Source organism: Sphingomonas glacialis (genome assembly GCF_006439055.1).
Taxonomy (GTDB): Bacteria; Pseudomonadota; Alphaproteobacteria; order Sphingomonadales; family Sphingomonadaceae; genus Sphingomonas; species Sphingomonas glacialis_A.
Genome location: NZ_RCZC01000012.1, coordinates 71,393 through 86,185 on the forward strand (window position 1 = coordinate 71,393; position 14,793 = coordinate 86,185).

A 14,793-nucleotide genomic window follows, 5' to 3' on the forward strand; every position below is an offset into this window, starting at 1 on the left:
GGCGAGTATCTGCCATGAAACGCCTCGTGATCCTTTCCCTGCCGCTTGTGCTCGCGGGAGCATGCACCGAGAAACCGTCGAGCCAAGGCAACAGCATCGACATCAACGCCGCGGCGATGCGCGCGCAGAATTCGGTCGATGCGTATGATTCGAACGAACCGGTCGAGGTCGCCGAACCCGACGCCGTGCCGGAACGCGATGCGGACGCGAACGGCGCGGAGCCGGCGCCGCTCGACCCGCCGGCGCCGGGTACGCCGGGCGGGCTGCCGGACGATCGCACGCCCGTTTCCGAAGCGGCCTTCACCCCCGACAGCGCACAGGGCGCGGCAAATGTCGTGCAGACCTATTATGCCTTGCTCGGCGAGCGCAAATACGATGCGGCATTCGCGCTGCGCGACCCGAGCGCTGGCGATGCCGCGGCCTTCGCCGCCGGGTTTGCCGCGTACAGCGAATATCACGCCAATGTCGGCGCGCCCGGGCCGATCGATGCGGGCGCGGGCCAGCGGTATGTCACGGTGCCGGTACAGACCTACGCCCGGCTGAAACGCGGTGGCACGCCGGTCTACGAGATCGGATCGGTCACGCTGCACCGCACCGGCGACATCGACGGCGCGACCGCGACGCAGCGTACGTGGCGGATCCGCTCGATCAGCCTGAAGCCGGCACCCAAGCGCTAGGGCGGCAGTGGCGGATCGTCACTGCCGGATGGCGTTGGCGAGCACCGCCAGATCGTCGGAGTTGACCGCCACCCCGGTGGCATCGGTATCGTCCGACGGCTGCGCCGGAAGGATGGCGTGCCGCCCCGCCGCGGGAGGGCCGAAGCCGACGATATCGACCGCTGTCCACACGATCCCCGCGGCCCACAGCAAAGCAGCCCAACGGCTGAGGAAGATTTTGCGGAATGGCACGCCGCGACGATACGCCGCGGCGGTTAACAAGCCGCTCGCGACTGGGCCAAAGCGTCAGGGCGTCTCGGCGTCGGGATTGCGCTCGGCGGTCTCGGCGGCCTTGACCATCGTCTTGGCCGATCGCCGCGCGGCCTCCGGCGTCAGCGACGCGGCGAGACCATCGGGTCCATCGAGAATCACCTCACCATGCTCGGCGGCGGCCTCGATCGGAATATCACACGGTAATCGGGCCACATCGCGTCTCCAAGACTGGACAAAACGCAAACATCCAGCGCATGTTCCCGCGCCGTGGAGGGGGCCATGTATACCGATCTGTTCCTGAAGACCCATCGTGTGCCTGCAATAACCGCCGACGAGCAAGCCGCGCTCGAGGGGGCGTCCGTGCGCACGGTGACATACAATGCGAGGCAGATCATCGTGCGCCAGCAGACCCCGCTGACGCAATGCACGCTGCTGCTCGAAGGCTTTGTCGAGCGCTACAAGGACACGCCCGAGGGGCGGCGGCAGATCCTTGCTATCCACATTCCGGGCGATTTCGTCGATCTGCATTCCTATCCGCTCAAGCGGCTCGAACATTCGGTCGCGGCGCTGACGGATGTCCGCGTGGCGCTGTTCCCCCATCCCGAGATCCGCGCGCTCACCAAAGCCTCGGCGACGCTCACCGAATTGCTGTGGCGCTCGACGCTGGTCGATGCGGCGATCAACCGCGAATGGATCGTCTCGATCGGCGCGCGCAGCGCCGCGATCCGGCTCGCGCATCTGTTCTGCGAGATGTACGTGCGGCTCCAGCGGATCGGACAGGCGCCGACGCTGACCTTTCCGCTGCCGCTGACGCAGGTCGATCTTGCCGATGCGACGGGCCTGACCGCGGTCCATGCCAACCGGATGCTGCGGCAGTTGCGCGAACGCGGGATGGTCGCGTTCCGCCAGGGCGAGGTCGAGATCCTTGACTGGGACGCGCTGCGGCGCTTCGCCAAGTTCGATCCGGCGTATCTCTTTTTCGAATAAAGCCGCGTACCGGTCGCGATGGAAGACGTGGCCGCCCGTGCTCTAGGGGGACGCCGCGCGGCCACGCCTCCCTGGTCCCGAAGATATCTCTACCGACCCGGTGGGCAATAGCGTTGCGGCCAAGCGACGGCAGCGCGCGACGGGCCGGATCGGCCCCGTTTTACAGCAAGCCGCGCCGCCCAACCCAGCGTCGCCGCTCGCCGAAATGCGGATGCCCCTTGCGGTCGGCAGCGACTTCGCGTTGGAAGCGCAGATGGCCAAACTCCGCGCAGACCAGCTCCTCGTCGATCGCGGCCTTGCCGAGAGCAAGACGCGCGCGCAGGCGCTGATCATGGCCGGGCTGGTCTTTGCCGGTGAGCGCAAGATCGACAAGCCGGGCCAGGCGATCGCCGACGACGTCGTGCTCGACGTGCGCGGGCGCGATCATCCCTGGGTCTCGCGCGGGGGGATCAAGCTGGCGCATGGCCTCGATACCGTCGGCTGGGACGTGACGGGGGCGGTGGCGATCGATGTCGGGTCGTCGACTGGCGGGTTTACCGACGTGCTGCTGCAGCACGGTGCGGCGCGGGTCTATGCGGTCGACAGCGGCACCAACCAGCTTGCCTGGAAATTGCGGCAGGACCCGCGCGTCATCGTCCATGAACAGACCAGCGCACGGATCCTCACCGACGCGCATATTCCCGAACCGGTCGATCTGATCGTGTGCGACGCAAGCTTTATCGGTCTCGCCAAGGTGCTCGAGGTGCCGCTGCGCTTCGCCAAGCCGCAGGCAAAACTGCTCGCTTTGATCAAGCCGCAGTTCGAGGCCGGGCGCGGCGAGGTCGGCAAGGGCGGGGTGGTGCGCGATCCCGCAATCCACGCGCGCGTCTGCGACGAAGTGGCAGCGTGGATCGTTGGCCAGCATTGGTCGGTCGCGACGATCGTCGAAAGCCCGATCACCGGCCCAGAGGGCAATGTCGAATTCCTGATTGCTGCAATGCGAGACACTCTGCCGGCATTGCCTTGAAATTAGCAGCTACACGCAGGCGATTCTCCTATATGGCCGATACGGGCCGTCATATCGGGGACGACATGGCGCAAACGAGGCGGGAAGGGCGTAAGGCTTGAGAGAGATCGCATCGCAGCAACAATTGCGTCTGGCTTTCCTGCGATGGGCGGCGGTGACGGTGCCGCTCATCCTGCTGCTGGGGTTCAGCGCCGCACGGCTGGCGCCGGCGGGGTCGCAGAACGCGTGGTATGCCGCCTTGATCAAACCGCAGCTGACACCGCCCGACTGGGTCTTCCCGGTCGCCTGGACGACGATCTACATTCTGCTCGGGCTCGCGCTGGCGATGATCCTGCATGCGCGCGGGGCGCGGCTGCGGACGCTGGCGCTCGTGCTGTTCGCGGTCCAACTGGTCGTGAACCTCACCTGGTCGCCGGTGTTTTTCGGGATGCATCAGGTCGCGGTGGCGCTCGGCATCGTTACCCTGATGGCTGCGCTGACGCTCGCCATGGCGGTCGTGTTCGCGCGGATTCGCCCGCTCGCGGCGGTCCTGCTGGTTCCCTATCTTGCCTGGCTGGTGGTGGCGTTCTACCTCAACTATGCGATAATGGACCTCAACCCCGGCGCGGAAACCCTTGCGCCGTCGGCGTCCACCACCCAAATCATCAAGCTCTGAAGCGACTGGATTTTCGGCTCATGCAATCCGACAACAAGATTTTCGACGATTTCGCCAAGCTCCTCAACGGTGCCGCCGGGACGCTTGCCGGCGTTGGTCGCGAAGCCGAGGCGGGTGCGCGGGCGCGTGCGCGCGAGTGGATCGGCGGGCTGGATTTCGTCTCGCGCGACGAATTCGACGCGGTCAAGGCGATGGCAGCCGCAGCGCGCGACGATGCCGACGCACTGCGCGCACGGCTCGATGCGCTCGAGGCGAAGCTGGCAACGACCCCAAAGGCGGAAGGCTGATCTGATCTTTTCCACAGATTTCTCGACGCTTGGGTCCTCTGTCTGGTGTGTTGCCTGTTGTGCGGCTCCCACATCCTGTAATGCGGATGCAGGAGACGTCTTGTGATGCTCGATGAAGCCGATTTCGACCGCGACGATGCCGCACCGATCGACATGCTCGAAAGCTATTTCGCTGCGCATGGCTGGGAGCATGAGCGCCAGGACGACGAGGTCATCGCCAAGGTCAAGGGAAGCTGGACGCAGTACGAGCTGCGCGCGCTGTGGCGCGAGGAAGACAGCGTAATCCAGTTCCTCGCGTTTCCCGACATCCGCGTCGCCGACGATCGCCGCAGTGCGATCTACGAGGCGATCGGGCTGATCAACGAACAGCTCTGGGTCGGGCATTTCGAACTCTGGTCGTCGAGCGGGATCCTGCTCTATCGCCATGCCGCGATGATCGAGGGGCCGACCGATTCCGGCGGCGGCACGATGTCGCTCGGCGCGGCCGAGCTGCTGGTCGAAAGCGCGATCGACGAGTGCGAGCGCTTCTATCCGGTGTTCCAATTCGTGCTGTGGGGCGGCAAGTCGCCCAAGGAAGCGCTCGCCGCGGCAATGACCGAGACCCAAGGCGAAGCGTGACGATCCGTCGCGTCTGGATGATCGGATGCGGCAATATGGGCGGCGCGATGCTGCGCCGTTGGGTCGCGAGCGGAGTGCTGGCGGGCGACCAGGTCTACGTCGTCAACCGCGCCGACCGCGTTTTGCCCGAGGGCGTGGGGCAGGGACGCGATCTACCGGGCGGGGTTTTGCCCGACGCCGTCATCCTCGCGATGAAACCGCAGCAGATCGATGATGTGGCAAGCCGGTTTGCCGCGCGGCTCGCAGGCGTGCCGGTGCTCGTCTCGATTCTTGCGGGGGTCGAGGAAGCACCGTTGGCGGCGCGCTTCGATGCGGGCGCAATCATCCGCGCGATGCCCAATCTTCCCGTCGCGATCGGCAAGGGCGTGGTCGCGCTCGATTCGGCAAGTGCCGACGCGCCCGCGCGCGCTGATGTGGCCGCGCTGATGGCGCCGCTCGGTCTGGTCGAATGGGTTGCCGCCGCGCAGTTCGACGCAGTGACCGCGCTGGCTGGCAGCGGGCCGGCGTTTCTCTATCGCTTCATCGATGCGCTGGCCGTAGCCGGCGTGGCGCAGGGGTTGCCCGAGGCGCAAGCCGAGCGCCTCGCGCTGGCGACCGTCGAAGGCGCGGGGCTGTTGGCGGCGGCCGCCGAGGTCGGGCCGGGGGCGCTGGCCGATCAGGTCGCGAGCCCCGGCGGCTCGACGCGGCGCGGACTCGATGTCCTCGACGAAGCGAACGCACTTGAAATGCTACTGAGCGAGACGATCGCTGCGGCCACACGGCGGAATGCGGAAATGGCGGCCGCGGCGCGCGGTTAAGCGGCTGCCCCGCTTCCTGGTCTTATCGCAAATCGTCGGCTGGCGACGATGCTGGCGAGGTTATCCGCGCAATCCCGACAGGCGTGCGAGATCATTTTCGCCGATCATGCCCTCGAGCACCGACCAGAACCCCGTCACCGACTGCTGCCCGGCGCGCGCATACGCAGCGGCCCAATGCTGCCGCACGGTTTCGAACAATTCGGTCTCGAGCGCCGCGCCTTCGGGCGTCAGCCGCAACAGTCGTTGGCGGCGGTCACGCTCGCCGACGCGTGTCTCGACCATCGCGCGATCGACGAGTTCGTTGAGCACGCGGCCGAGCGATTGCTTGGTGATGCCGAGCAGCCCGAGCAGCGCGCTGACGGTGAGATCGGGATGGCGCGCGATGAAATAGATCGCCCGGTGATGCGCGCGCCCGAGGCCGATTGCGGCGAGCCGCGTCTCGGTCGTGCGCGCAAGCGTGCTCTGCGCGAAATACATCAGCTCGATCCCGCGCCGAATCTCGGGTTCGCGCAGGAATAGCGGTGAGGCGGAGGCGATTGCTGTGGCCATTGTTGACCGCCTTTGGCGCACCCCGTACACGCCTTCAATCCCCAAATTGTAACAGAATGTCGCATTCCATGCCGCAAAATCGCCTCGACGCGCACAGCCTTCCATCGGACGAGACATTGGCCCCGGTCTTCGCGATCGAGCCGCATGCGACCCCGATCCCGCTCGACGAGCGCAACGCGATGCTCGTCGATCCGGGCTTCGGCCGCGTCTTCACCGATCACATGGTGACGATCCGCTATAGCGAGCGCGATGGCTGGCACGATGCCAAGATCGTCGCCCGCGCGCCCTTCCAGATGGATAGCGCGTCGGCGGTGCTGCATTACGCGCAGGAGATCTTCGAAGGGATGAAGGCGTATCGCCTGCCCGACGGCGGCGCGGCGCTGTTCCGCCCGTACGAGAACGCCGCGCGCTTCCGCCGCTCGGCCGAGCGCATGGCGATGGTCCCGCTGCCCGAGGAGCTGTTCGTCGAGTCGGTCCGCGCGCTCGTTCGGCAGGAAGCCGGGTGGATCCCCGAGATCGATGGCGGCGCGCTGTATCTGCGCCCCTTCATGATCGCGAGCGAGGTGTTCCTCGGCGTCAAGCCATCGGCCGAATATCTCTATGCGGTGATCGCCTCGTCGGTTGGCGCCTATTTCAAGGGGAATGCCCCCGCGGTCACGCTGTGGGTGACGCAGGAGTATACGCGCGCTGCCCCCGGCGGGACCGGGGCGGCGAAGTGCGGCGGCAATTATGCCTCCAGCCTGATCGCACAGGCCGAGGCGACTCGGAACGGGTGCGACCAGGTGCTGTTCCTCGACGCGATCGAGCGGCGCTGGATCGAGGAACTGGGGGGGATGAACATCTTCTTCGTGTTCGACGACGGCAGCATCGCGACGCCGCCGCTGACCGGCACGATCCTGCCCGGCATCACGCGCGATTCGCTGATCACGCTCGCCCGCGACATGGGGCTCGAGCTGCGCGAGGAACCCTATGCGATCGACCAGTGCCGCGCCGATGCCGAGAGCGGGCGGTTGGTCGAGGCGTTTGCCTGCGGCACGGCGGCGGTCGTCACGCCGATCGGCACGATGAAGATGCGCGACGGCGATTTCTCGATCGGCAGCGGTGGGCCGGGCCAAACCACGACGCGTTTGCGCCAGGCTTTGATCGATCTGCAGCGCGGCACCGCGCCCGATCCGCACGGCTGGCTCGAGCGCGTGCTCTGAGGCGCACATCCGGGCTTTCCAAGCCCGGATTCACCGCCTAAAGCACCGCCCTCCCGGATTGGGGCGTCGCCAAGTGGTAAGGCAGCGGCTTTTGATGCCGCCATTCGCAGGTTCGAACCCTGCCGCCCCAGCCAATCCCTCCATCAGCTCGGATACGTGTCGTGATAGGCGCGGAACCAGTCGACGAAGCGCGGGATGCCCGCCGCGATCGACGTCGTCGGTCGGAAGCCGATATCGCGTTCGATCGCGCTGATGTCGGCGAAAGTCGCGGGAACGTCGCCGGGCTGCATCGGCTGATAGTCGCGAATCGCCTCGACGCCGCACGCCGTCTCGATCGCGGTGATCAGATCTTCGAGCCGCTCGGCCTGGCTGTTGCCGATATTGTAGCGCGCGTGCGGCACGAAGCTGCCGCCGGGCTTTTCGAGGCCGTCATCGGCGGGCGGGCGATCGAGTGTGCCGATCACGCCCACGACGATGTCGTCGATAAAGGTGAAGTCGCGCATCATGTCGCCGCCGTTGAACACCTTGATCGGCTGGCGCTTGAGGATCGCGTCGGTGAACAGCCACGCCGCCATGTCGGGGCGTCCCCATGGGCCATACACGGTGAAGAAGCGTAAGCCCGTCTGCGGTAGGCGATAGAGGTGCGCATACGTCTCGCTCATCAATTCGTCGGCGCGCTTGGTCGCGGCGTAGAGCGAGACGGGGTGATCGACACGGTCCTCGAGCCGGAACGGGACCGATGTGTTGGCGCCATAGACCGACGAGGACGATGCGTAGACCATGTGCACGCCCGGCCGCGCGCGCGCGATCTCGAGCATGTTGAGATGGCCGGCGACGTTGGCGCGGATGTATTTGCGCGGGTGCGTCAGCGAATAGCGCACCCCGGCCTGGGCGGCGAGGTGGACGATCCCGGTCAGCTCGTGGCCCGCGAGCGACTGCTCGAGCGCGTCTTCGTCGGCGATGTCGACGGCGTGGAACGCGAAACGCGCGCTGCCCGCTGCCTCGCGCACCCAGGCGAGACGATCGTGCTTGAGATCGACGCTGTAATAGGGCTCGATATTGTCGATCCCGATCACGTCGCGGCCGTCCTGCAGCAGGCGCCTTGCGACATGTGCGCCGATAAAGCCTGCCGCGCCGGTCACCACTACCGTCATCCCGATCCCCTTATCCAGCCGAGCGGGTCCGCCCTACACGGGCAGGCGCACCGCGGATATCCCCGCGCGCGGGCGCTGGCATATCGCCGTTGCGCGCGGGCGGATCCCGCGCCACTCTCACGCGCCTGAATTTCAACGAAGGCACGCTGCATGACGACGCTGTACGGCATCCCCAATTGCGACACGGTAAAGAAGGCGCGGACCTGGCTCGCCGAGCAGGGCGTCGCCTATGATTTCCATGACTATAAGAAGGCCGGCGTTCCCGAGGCCGAACTGCGGCACTGGGTCGATCGGCTCGGCTGGGAAACGCTGCTCAACCGTGCGGGCACGACCTTTCGCAAGCTGCCCGACGCCGACAAGGCCGATCTCGACGCCGAAAAGGCGGTCGCGCTGATGCTGGCCAACCCCTCGACGATCAAGCGCCCGGTGCTGGTGCAGGGCGATACGCTGCTGGCGGGGTTCAAGCCCGATACCTATCTAGCTGATGTAACCGTCTAGGAGAGACCGCCATGCCGACTGCACGCTGGAACGACACCGTCATTGCCCAGTCCGACGATACCGTGGTGGTCGAGGGCAATCACTATTTCCCCGCCGACAGCATCGTCGCTGAGCATTTCGAGGACAGCGCGACGCATTCGCATTGCCCGTGGAAGGGCGAGGCGAGCTACAAGACGGTCGTCGTCGACGGCAAGCGCAACGCCGATGCTGCCTGGTTCTACCCAGATCCAAAGCCAAAGGCGGCCGAGATCAAGGGGCGCTTCGCCTTCTGGAAGGGCGTCGAAGTCAAGTAAGCTAGCCCCGCGCGTCGGCGCCCATGCGGGGCGCTGGCGTCGCACCGCGCGAGGCGCTATTCGCCTTGTCCATGTCCACGACCTTCACGATCGACACCGCGACCAGCCGCGCCAATCCAACCCCGGCGCCGATGAAGCGGCTCACCGTTCCCGCCATCCGCGCGCGAAAAGTCGACGGGCGAGGGGGCGGAGAGCCGCTGGTGATGCTCACCGCCTACACCGTGCGCAACGCGCAGCTGCTCGATCCGCATTGCGACATGCTGCTGGTTGGCGACAGTCTCGGCCAGGTGATCTACGGCCTGCCGTCGACCATTCCCGTCACGCTCGAGATGATGGCGGCGCACGGTGCGGCGGTGGTGCGCGGCAGCTATCACAGCGTCGTGGTGATCGACATGCCGTTCGGCAGCTATGAGGCGAGCCCTGAAAAGGCATTCGAGAGCGCGGCGTGGCTGCTCAAGCAGACTGGCGCCGCCGCGGTGAAGCTCGAAGGCGGTACCGCGATGGCGCCGACCGTCGCCTTCCTGTCCGAACGCGGCATTCCCGTAATGGGGCATGTCGGGCTGACCCCCCAGGCGGTCAACGCGCTCGGCGGCTATGGCGCGCGCGGGCGCAGCGCGGCCGAGGCTGCCAAGATCGTCGCCGACGCGCAGGCGATCGCCGCGGCGGGTGCGTTCGCCGTCGTGATCGAAGGCGTGGTCGAGCCGATCGCGATCGAGATCACGCGCAGCATCGCCTGCCCGACGATCGGCATCGGCGCTTCGGCACAGTGCGACGGACAGGTGCTCGTTGCCGAGGACATGCTCGGCATGTTCGAGCGCACCGCGCGCTTCGTGAAGAAGTTCGACGATCTGTCGGGCCGTATTTCCGCCGCGGTCGAGCGCTATGCCGCCGATGTGCGGTCGCGGAGCTTTCCCGGCGTGGAGCAGATCTACGCCCCGAAGGACTAGCGGCCGCACCGCTTTTTTGAACGCTTTTGTTTGGCGGGCGGCGCGGCTAAGGTCCGCGCCTTCCCGCCCTGATCCGATGGAGTTTCCCCCTTGGCCGTGCCGCCGAATACCGATGCCGCATTCCTGCGCGAAGTCGATGAGGAATTGCGCCGCGATCAGATGGCGAAGGCGGCGCGGCGCTATGGCGTTGCTGCGGTCGCCGTGATCGTCCTCGCGCTCGTCGGTTTTGCCGGCTGGCTGCTCTGGCAGTCGCACGAACAAAGCGTCGCCGCCGACGAGGGCGCTGCGCTGACCAAGGCGTATGACGATCTCAACGCCGCCAAGCCCGACGCGGCGCAGACCGAACTGACCACGCTCGCCCAGTCGCGTGGCGAAGGCTATCGCGCACTTGCGCTGATGAGCCAGGGCGATGCGCTGCTGCAGAAGAAGGATCTGCGCGGTGCCGCCGCCAAGTTCGGCGCGGTCGCCAGCGATACCTCGATCGGCCAGCCGTTCCGCGATCTCGCGCTCGTTCGCCAGACCACCGCCGAGTTCGATACGGTGAAGCCCGAAATCGTCGTCGCGCGGCTGCGCGGCATCGCGGTCAAGGGCAATCCATGGTTCGGCAGCGCGGGCGAGCTCGTCGCGATCTCGTATCTGCGGATGGGCCGTCGCGATCTGGCAGGCACGCTTTACGGGCAGATTGCACAGAACCCCGATATGCCGGAGACGATCCGGCAACGCGCGGTTCAGATGGCGGGTATATTGGGTGTCGATGCCGTGTCCGGGGCTAAGGAACAAAAATCGCAATGAAGATGACCAACCGCTATCTCTTGATCGCCGTCTCCGCCGTTGCCCTGAGCAGCTGCGCCGCGTTCAAGGGCAAGAAGAAGACCCCGGTGCTCGGTCAGCGGATCGCGATCCTCGCCAGCGAGAATGACGTCGTTGCCGACAAGACGATCGCCGGCGTCGAAGTGCTCGTGCCGCCCGCGACGACCAACGACAATTGGGCGCAGCCCGGCGGCAGCCCGTCCAAGGCGCTCGGCCAGGTTGCGCTCGGCACCAATCTGTCGCGCGTCTGGACCGCTTCGATCGACGGCGGCAGCAACCGTCAGCGGCTCGGCGCGGCGCCCGTCGTCGCAGGTGGGCAGCTTTATACGATCGACGTCGATGCGACGATCCACGCTTTCTCCGCGACCACGGGTGCAAAGGTCTGGTCGACCGACATCGCCAAGACCGACAAGGCCAAGGCCGACAAGAAGGCCCGCGGCGCGCGCTTCGGCGGCGGCGTGAGCTTCGACGATGGCAAGGTGTTCGCAACCGACGGGCTCGGCGATGTCGTCGCGCTCGAGGCGGCAACGGGCAAGATCCTGTGGCACGTCAAGCCGGGCTCGCCGCTGCGCGGTGCGCCGACCGTCGCCAATGGCCAGGTCTATGTGCTGAGCCAGGACAACCAGCTGTTCGCGCTGTCGCAGGCCGATGGCACGGTGGTGTGGAACCAGTCGGGCTCGGTCGAGACGCAGGGCGTGTTCGGTGTGGCTGCGCCCGCGGTCAGCCAGGGGACGGTCGTCGCCGGTTTCTCGTCGGGCGAACTCAACGCGTATCGCTACGAAAACGGCCGCACGCTGTGGCAGGACGCGCTGTCGCGCTCGACGATCTCGACCTCGGTCTCGTCGCTCGCCGACGTCGATGCCGATCCGGTGATCGACCGCGGGATCGTCTATGCCGTCGGGCAGGGCGGTCGCATGGTCGCGATCGAGATCGATTCGGGCCAGCGTCTTTGGGAGCAGAATTTCGCCGGCATCTCGACGCCGTGGGTCGCCGGTGAGTGGGTGTTCATCGTTACCGACGATGCGCGGCTCGTCTGCCTCGCGCGCGCGACCGGCAAGGTGCGGTGGATCAGCCAGCTGCGCCATTACATGAGCGAGAAGACCAAGAAGGACGGCACGCTCAAGGAAGGCAAGAAGGCCAATCCGGTCACGTGGTTCGGCCCCGTGCTCGCGGGTGGCCGTCTGGTGCTGACCAATTCGGCCGGTCAGATCGTCTCGGCCTCGGTCGAAAGCGGCAAGGTCGGCACGGTGATCGAGAACAAGACGCCGTTCACGCTGCCGCCGATCGTATCGAATTCGACGCTTTACGTCCTCGACCAGAAGGGCCGTGTCGCCGCCTATAAGTGACCTTTACCCGGCAGTGCTGGGCGGGGGTGACGAAACGTCGCGCGTGCCGTAAGGAGCGCGCATGTCCAAAACCCCCGTGGTCGCGATTATCGGCCGGCCGAACGTCGGCAAATCGACGCTATTCAATCGCCTTGTCGGCAAGAAGCTCGCTCTGGTCGACGATCGCCCCGGCGTGACGCGCGATCGCCGTGAGGGCGATGCGACGCTTGTCGGGCTCAATTTCCGCATCATCGACACCGCCGGCTATGAGGATGAGGACGCCGCGTCCTTGCCCGGCCGGATGCGCCAGCAGACCGAGGCGGCGGTCGCGCAGGCCGACGTCGCGCTGTTCATGTTCGATTCGCGCGTCGGGCTCGTCCCGCTCGACGAAGAGATTGCGCGCTGGCTGCGCGGATCGACCACGCCGGTGATTCTCGTCGCCAACAAGGCCGAGGGCAAAGCGGGCGCCGACGGTATCCTCGAATCGCTGTCGCTCGGCTTTGGCGATCCGGTCGAGCTGTCGGCCGAGCATGGCGAGGGGCTGGTCGAACTGTTCGACGCCTTGCTCCCCTATATCGAGCCCGAGAAGAACGCCGCCGGCGAAGATATCCCGCACGGCCTCGACGAAGACGAGGAATACGCTCCCGACGCGCCGCTCAAGCTCGCCATCATCGGCCGGCCGAATGCGGGCAAGTCGACGCTGATCAACCAGATTCTCGGCGAGCAGCGCCTCATCACCGGCCCCGAGGCGGGCATCACGCGCGACTCGATCGCGGTCGATTGGATCTGGCACGATCCCGAGCGCGAACATGGCGAGGATGCGCGGAAAGTCCGGCTGATCGACACTGCGGGCATGCGCAAGCGCGCCAACGTGCAGGACAAGCTCGAAAAGCTCTCGGTCGCCGATGCGCTCCACGCGATCGATTTCGCCGAAGTCGTCGTGCTGCTGCTCGACGCGACGCGCGGGCTCGAATCGCAGGATCTGCGCATCGCCGACGCCGCGCTGCAGGAAGGCCGCGCGCTGATCGTCGCGATCAACAAATGGGACATCGCCGAGAACGGCTCCAGCCTGTTCAACGGCATCCGTGGTGCGCTCGAGGAAGGGCTCAGCCAGATCAAGGGCATGCCCGTGTTGACCGTGTCGGGTGCGACCGGCAAGGGCATCGACACGTTGCTCAAGGTCGCGTTCGAAACGCGCGACACCTGGTCGCGGCGTGTCGGGACGGGCGAGCTCAACCGCTGGTTCGAGAAGGCGGTCGAAGCCAACCCGCCGCCCGCACCCGGCGGCAAGCGGATCAAGCTGCGCTACATGACGCAGGCCAAGACGCGTCCGCCCGGTTTCGTGCTGTTCGGCACGCGCGTCGACCAGTTGCCGATGAGCTATCAACGCTATCTCATCAACGGGATCCGCCGCGATCTGGGCTTTGGCGCGGTTCCGGTCCGATTGACCTTGCGCGCGCCGAAAAACCCGTTCGACCGGTGAGCCTACGACTAAAGTCTAATCGGAAGTATTGATCTAAATATTATCTTTAGTTCGATCGTCGTTATTTTGCCGTCAGTATCAACCACTCGTTTACGTCGATTGCCTAATATTGAGGTAATGCGGCGATAGGCCTGCGGGAGATTGCGGTGACGCTCGAACAAAAGGATCTGGTCGATTGGACGGCATTCGCCCGCGCGCGCGCTGAGCTCGGCGCCGGGTTCGTGCGGATCCTCGGCTATTTTCGCGAAGACGGCGTCAAGTCGGTCGCCGCGATCGAAGCCGCGATGCGCGCCGGCAATGCCGCCGCGATGGTCATCCCAGCGCACACGCTGAAAGGCGAAGCGCTCCAGTTCGGGGCCGAGCCGCTCGGCGCGGTGGCCGAACGGATCGAGATGATCGCGCGCGATTGTGTCGAGAGTCGCGACACCCCTGAGGAAGCGCTCAGCGACATCGTCGCGCTGCGCGCGCTGTTCGAATCGACGCTGGCGATGCTCGAGCGCGAGTCGAACCCGCTGGTGGCGCGACGCCCGGCCTTCGGGCGTCGCGCAATCTAGGTCCTAGACTGATAAAGCGGTCATTCCGCTTCGGACCAAACTCGGAAGCGGACCTTGAAGTTGAATGTCTCACCCTCTCGGGCGATCAAGGATGCGACGCCATTGTAGCGTATATGGGCGAGGGCGTATTTGCGGCAGCGCTGATGCGAGTTGATCTGCTTTTTAACCCAACTGCGCCGATGCTTATTCGAGAGTGCAAGGCGCTCCGCTTCCAGTATGCTCACATCATGCAGAACTTGAAGCTCCATGATGAGCAGGAACCAGCGAGCGTAGCCGTCGCGGCGCTCACGACGCAACGCGCGATAAGAAGCGACCAAATCCTCATCGGACATAGAGCCGAACGTATTCTCCATACCACCGTGCTACGCCAAGGTTAGTCCGCTTTCCACGTCGACGTGCCCAAAGATGGTGTATCGCGGCGGCTGCATTTCGACAGCGATGAGATTGCAGCCCCTTCACATACGATGCCTGGATCGGGGTCGAGCCTGACCTCGTGCATCGAGGGAAGGAGTGAGAGCGATGACGCATTTTGTAGGTCTGGACGTCTCGGTGAAGGAGACGTCGGTGTGCGTGGTGGACGATGCCGGCAAGGTGGTGTGCGAGCGTAAGGTGCCGACCGAGCCGGATGACATTGCTGTGCTGCTGACATCGGTCGCTGGCGATTACGTAAGGGTCGGGATCGAGGCCGGACCGCTGTCG

The 14,793-nt window shown here is 65.8% G+C and carries 20 protein-coding genes, 1 tRNA gene and 1 pseudogene; 17 read left to right on the forward strand and 5 right to left on the reverse strand.

All coding sequences use genetic code 11. The features are described 5' to 3' along the window. Positions 1 to 14 precede the first annotated feature (14 nt). Positions 15 to 677: a hypothetical protein gene (locus tag EAH76_RS22995; protein ID WP_140852598.1), complete on the forward strand. Its 663-nt coding sequence runs from the start codon at positions 15 to 17 to the stop codon at positions 675 to 677. Positions 678 to 695: 18 nt separating this feature from the next. On the opposite strand, the gene EAH76_RS23000 is transcribed toward EAH76_RS22995, so the two are convergent. Both EAH76_RS23000 and EAH76_RS23005 read right to left on the reverse strand, forming a co-directional pair. Then, on the reverse strand, positions 696 to 908 hold the full coding sequence (locus tag EAH76_RS23000) for a hypothetical protein (RefSeq protein WP_140852599.1): 213 nt from the start codon (positions 906 to 908) through the stop codon (positions 696 to 698). Positions 909 to 962: 54 nt separating this feature from the next. After that, positions 963 to 1,142, reverse strand: coding sequence for a hypothetical protein (locus EAH76_RS23005; RefSeq protein ID WP_140852600.1), 180 nt, complete (start codon positions 1,140 to 1,142; stop codon positions 963 to 965). A 66-nt stretch (positions 1,143 to 1,208) separates the two neighbouring features. Here EAH76_RS23005 and EAH76_RS23010 point away from each other — a divergent pair, with 66 nt between their 5' ends. The 6 genes from EAH76_RS23010 (at position 1,209) to proC (ending at position 5,279) form a co-directional block, all read left to right on the forward strand. After that, positions 1,209 to 1,916 (forward strand): Crp/Fnr family transcriptional regulator, encoded by a 708-nt coding sequence (locus tag EAH76_RS23010; protein WP_140852601.1) that lies wholly within the window; start codon positions 1,209 to 1,211, stop codon positions 1,914 to 1,916. A gap of 253 nt (positions 1,917 to 2,169) precedes the next feature. Next, positions 2,170 to 2,922, forward strand: coding sequence for a TlyA family RNA methyltransferase (locus tag EAH76_RS23015; protein ID WP_140852621.1), 753 nt, complete (start codon positions 2,170 to 2,172; stop codon positions 2,920 to 2,922). A gap of 97 nt (positions 2,923 to 3,019) precedes the next feature. After that, positions 3,020 to 3,577 (forward strand): TspO/MBR family protein, encoded by a 558-nt coding sequence (locus EAH76_RS23020; RefSeq protein WP_140852602.1) that lies wholly within the window; start codon positions 3,020 to 3,022, stop codon positions 3,575 to 3,577. A gap of 20 nt (positions 3,578 to 3,597) precedes the next feature. Continuing rightward, the gene (locus EAH76_RS23025; RefSeq protein WP_140852603.1) at positions 3,598 to 3,864 is read left to right on the forward strand and encodes an accessory factor UbiK family protein; all 267 of its coding nucleotides are present in this window, start codon (positions 3,598 to 3,600) and stop codon (positions 3,862 to 3,864) included. A 105-nt stretch (positions 3,865 to 3,969) separates the two neighbouring features. Further along, positions 3,970 to 4,482, forward strand: a complete 513-nt coding sequence (locus tag EAH76_RS23030; protein ID WP_140852622.1) for a YbjN domain-containing protein — start codon at positions 3,970 to 3,972, stop codon at positions 4,480 to 4,482. A gap of 17 nt (positions 4,483 to 4,499) precedes the next feature. Then, a complete protein-coding gene (gene proC / locus EAH76_RS23035; protein WP_140852623.1) occupies positions 4,500 to 5,279 on the forward strand; it encodes a pyrroline-5-carboxylate reductase in 780 nt (259 codons plus the stop codon). Between the two features lie 60 nt (positions 5,280 to 5,339). Here proC and EAH76_RS23040 read toward each other — a convergent pair whose 3' ends face one another. After that, the gene (locus EAH76_RS23040) at positions 5,340 to 5,828 is read right to left on the reverse strand and encodes a MarR family winged helix-turn-helix transcriptional regulator (protein ID WP_140852604.1); all 489 of its coding nucleotides are present in this window, start codon (positions 5,826 to 5,828) and stop codon (positions 5,340 to 5,342) included. A 68-nt stretch (positions 5,829 to 5,896) separates the two neighbouring features. Between EAH76_RS23040 and EAH76_RS23045 the strand changes: the two genes are divergently transcribed. Next, positions 5,897 to 7,030, forward strand: a complete 1,134-nt coding sequence (locus EAH76_RS23045) for a branched-chain amino acid aminotransferase (protein ID WP_140852605.1) — start codon at positions 5,897 to 5,899, stop codon at positions 7,028 to 7,030. A 59-nt stretch (positions 7,031 to 7,089) separates the two neighbouring features. Next, positions 7,090 to 7,164 (forward strand) — tRNA-Gln (locus tag EAH76_RS23050). A 9-nt stretch (positions 7,165 to 7,173) separates the two neighbouring features. Here the strand turns inward: EAH76_RS23050 and EAH76_RS23055 are convergent. After that, a complete protein-coding gene (locus tag EAH76_RS23055) occupies positions 7,174 to 8,184 on the reverse strand; it encodes a GDP-mannose 4,6-dehydratase (RefSeq protein WP_140852606.1) in 1,011 nt (336 codons plus the stop codon). Positions 8,185 to 8,334: 150 nt separating this feature from the next. Here EAH76_RS23055 and EAH76_RS23060 point away from each other — a divergent pair, with 150 nt between their 5' ends. From EAH76_RS23060 to EAH76_RS23090, 7 genes are all read left to right on the forward strand, one after another. Then, positions 8,335 to 8,682 carry an ArsC family reductase gene (locus EAH76_RS23060; RefSeq protein ID WP_140852607.1) on the forward strand — a complete coding sequence of 116 codons (348 nt, stop codon included), beginning with the start codon at positions 8,335 to 8,337 and terminating at the stop codon, positions 8,680 to 8,682. An 11-nt stretch (positions 8,683 to 8,693) separates the two neighbouring features. After that, on the forward strand, positions 8,694 to 8,975 hold the full coding sequence (locus EAH76_RS23065) for a DUF427 domain-containing protein (RefSeq protein ID WP_140852608.1): 282 nt from the start codon (positions 8,694 to 8,696) through the stop codon (positions 8,973 to 8,975). 71 nt (positions 8,976 to 9,046) lie between these two features. Then, positions 9,047 to 9,922 carry a 3-methyl-2-oxobutanoate hydroxymethyltransferase gene (panB, locus tag EAH76_RS23070; RefSeq protein ID WP_140852609.1) on the forward strand — a complete coding sequence of 292 codons (876 nt, stop codon included), beginning with the start codon at positions 9,047 to 9,049 and terminating at the stop codon, positions 9,920 to 9,922. A gap of 96 nt (positions 9,923 to 10,018) precedes the next feature. After that, on the forward strand, positions 10,019 to 10,714 hold the full coding sequence (locus EAH76_RS23075; RefSeq protein ID WP_347233122.1) for a tetratricopeptide repeat protein: 696 nt from the start codon (positions 10,019 to 10,021) through the stop codon (positions 10,712 to 10,714). Continuing rightward, on the forward strand, positions 10,711 to 12,078 hold the full coding sequence (locus tag EAH76_RS23080) for a PQQ-binding-like beta-propeller repeat protein (RefSeq protein ID WP_140852611.1): 1,368 nt from the start codon (positions 10,711 to 10,713) through the stop codon (positions 12,076 to 12,078). Before EAH76_RS23075 ends, EAH76_RS23080 begins: the two co-directional genes overlap by 4 nt. Before the next feature lie 61 nt (positions 12,079 to 12,139). Next, on the forward strand, positions 12,140 to 13,540 hold the full coding sequence (gene der / locus EAH76_RS23085; protein ID WP_194151067.1) for a ribosome biogenesis GTPase Der: 1,401 nt from the start codon (positions 12,140 to 12,142) through the stop codon (positions 13,538 to 13,540). A gap of 140 nt (positions 13,541 to 13,680) precedes the next feature. Further along, complete coding sequence (locus tag EAH76_RS23090) at positions 13,681 to 14,094, forward strand: Hpt domain-containing protein (protein ID WP_431358014.1); 414 nt, start codon at positions 13,681 to 13,683, stop codon at positions 14,092 to 14,094. A 20-nt stretch (positions 14,095 to 14,114) separates the two neighbouring features. Here the strand turns inward: EAH76_RS23090 and EAH76_RS23095 are convergent, their stop codons facing one another. Continuing rightward, the gene (locus tag EAH76_RS23095) at positions 14,115 to 14,447 is read right to left on the reverse strand and encodes a hypothetical protein (protein WP_140852612.1); all 333 of its coding nucleotides are present in this window, start codon (positions 14,445 to 14,447) and stop codon (positions 14,115 to 14,117) included. Between the two features lie 166 nt (positions 14,448 to 14,613). Between EAH76_RS23095 and EAH76_RS23100 the strand changes: the two are divergent. Further along, positions 14,614 to 14,793 (forward strand): annotated as a pseudogene (locus tag EAH76_RS23100) (IS110 family transposase); the annotation flags it as partial.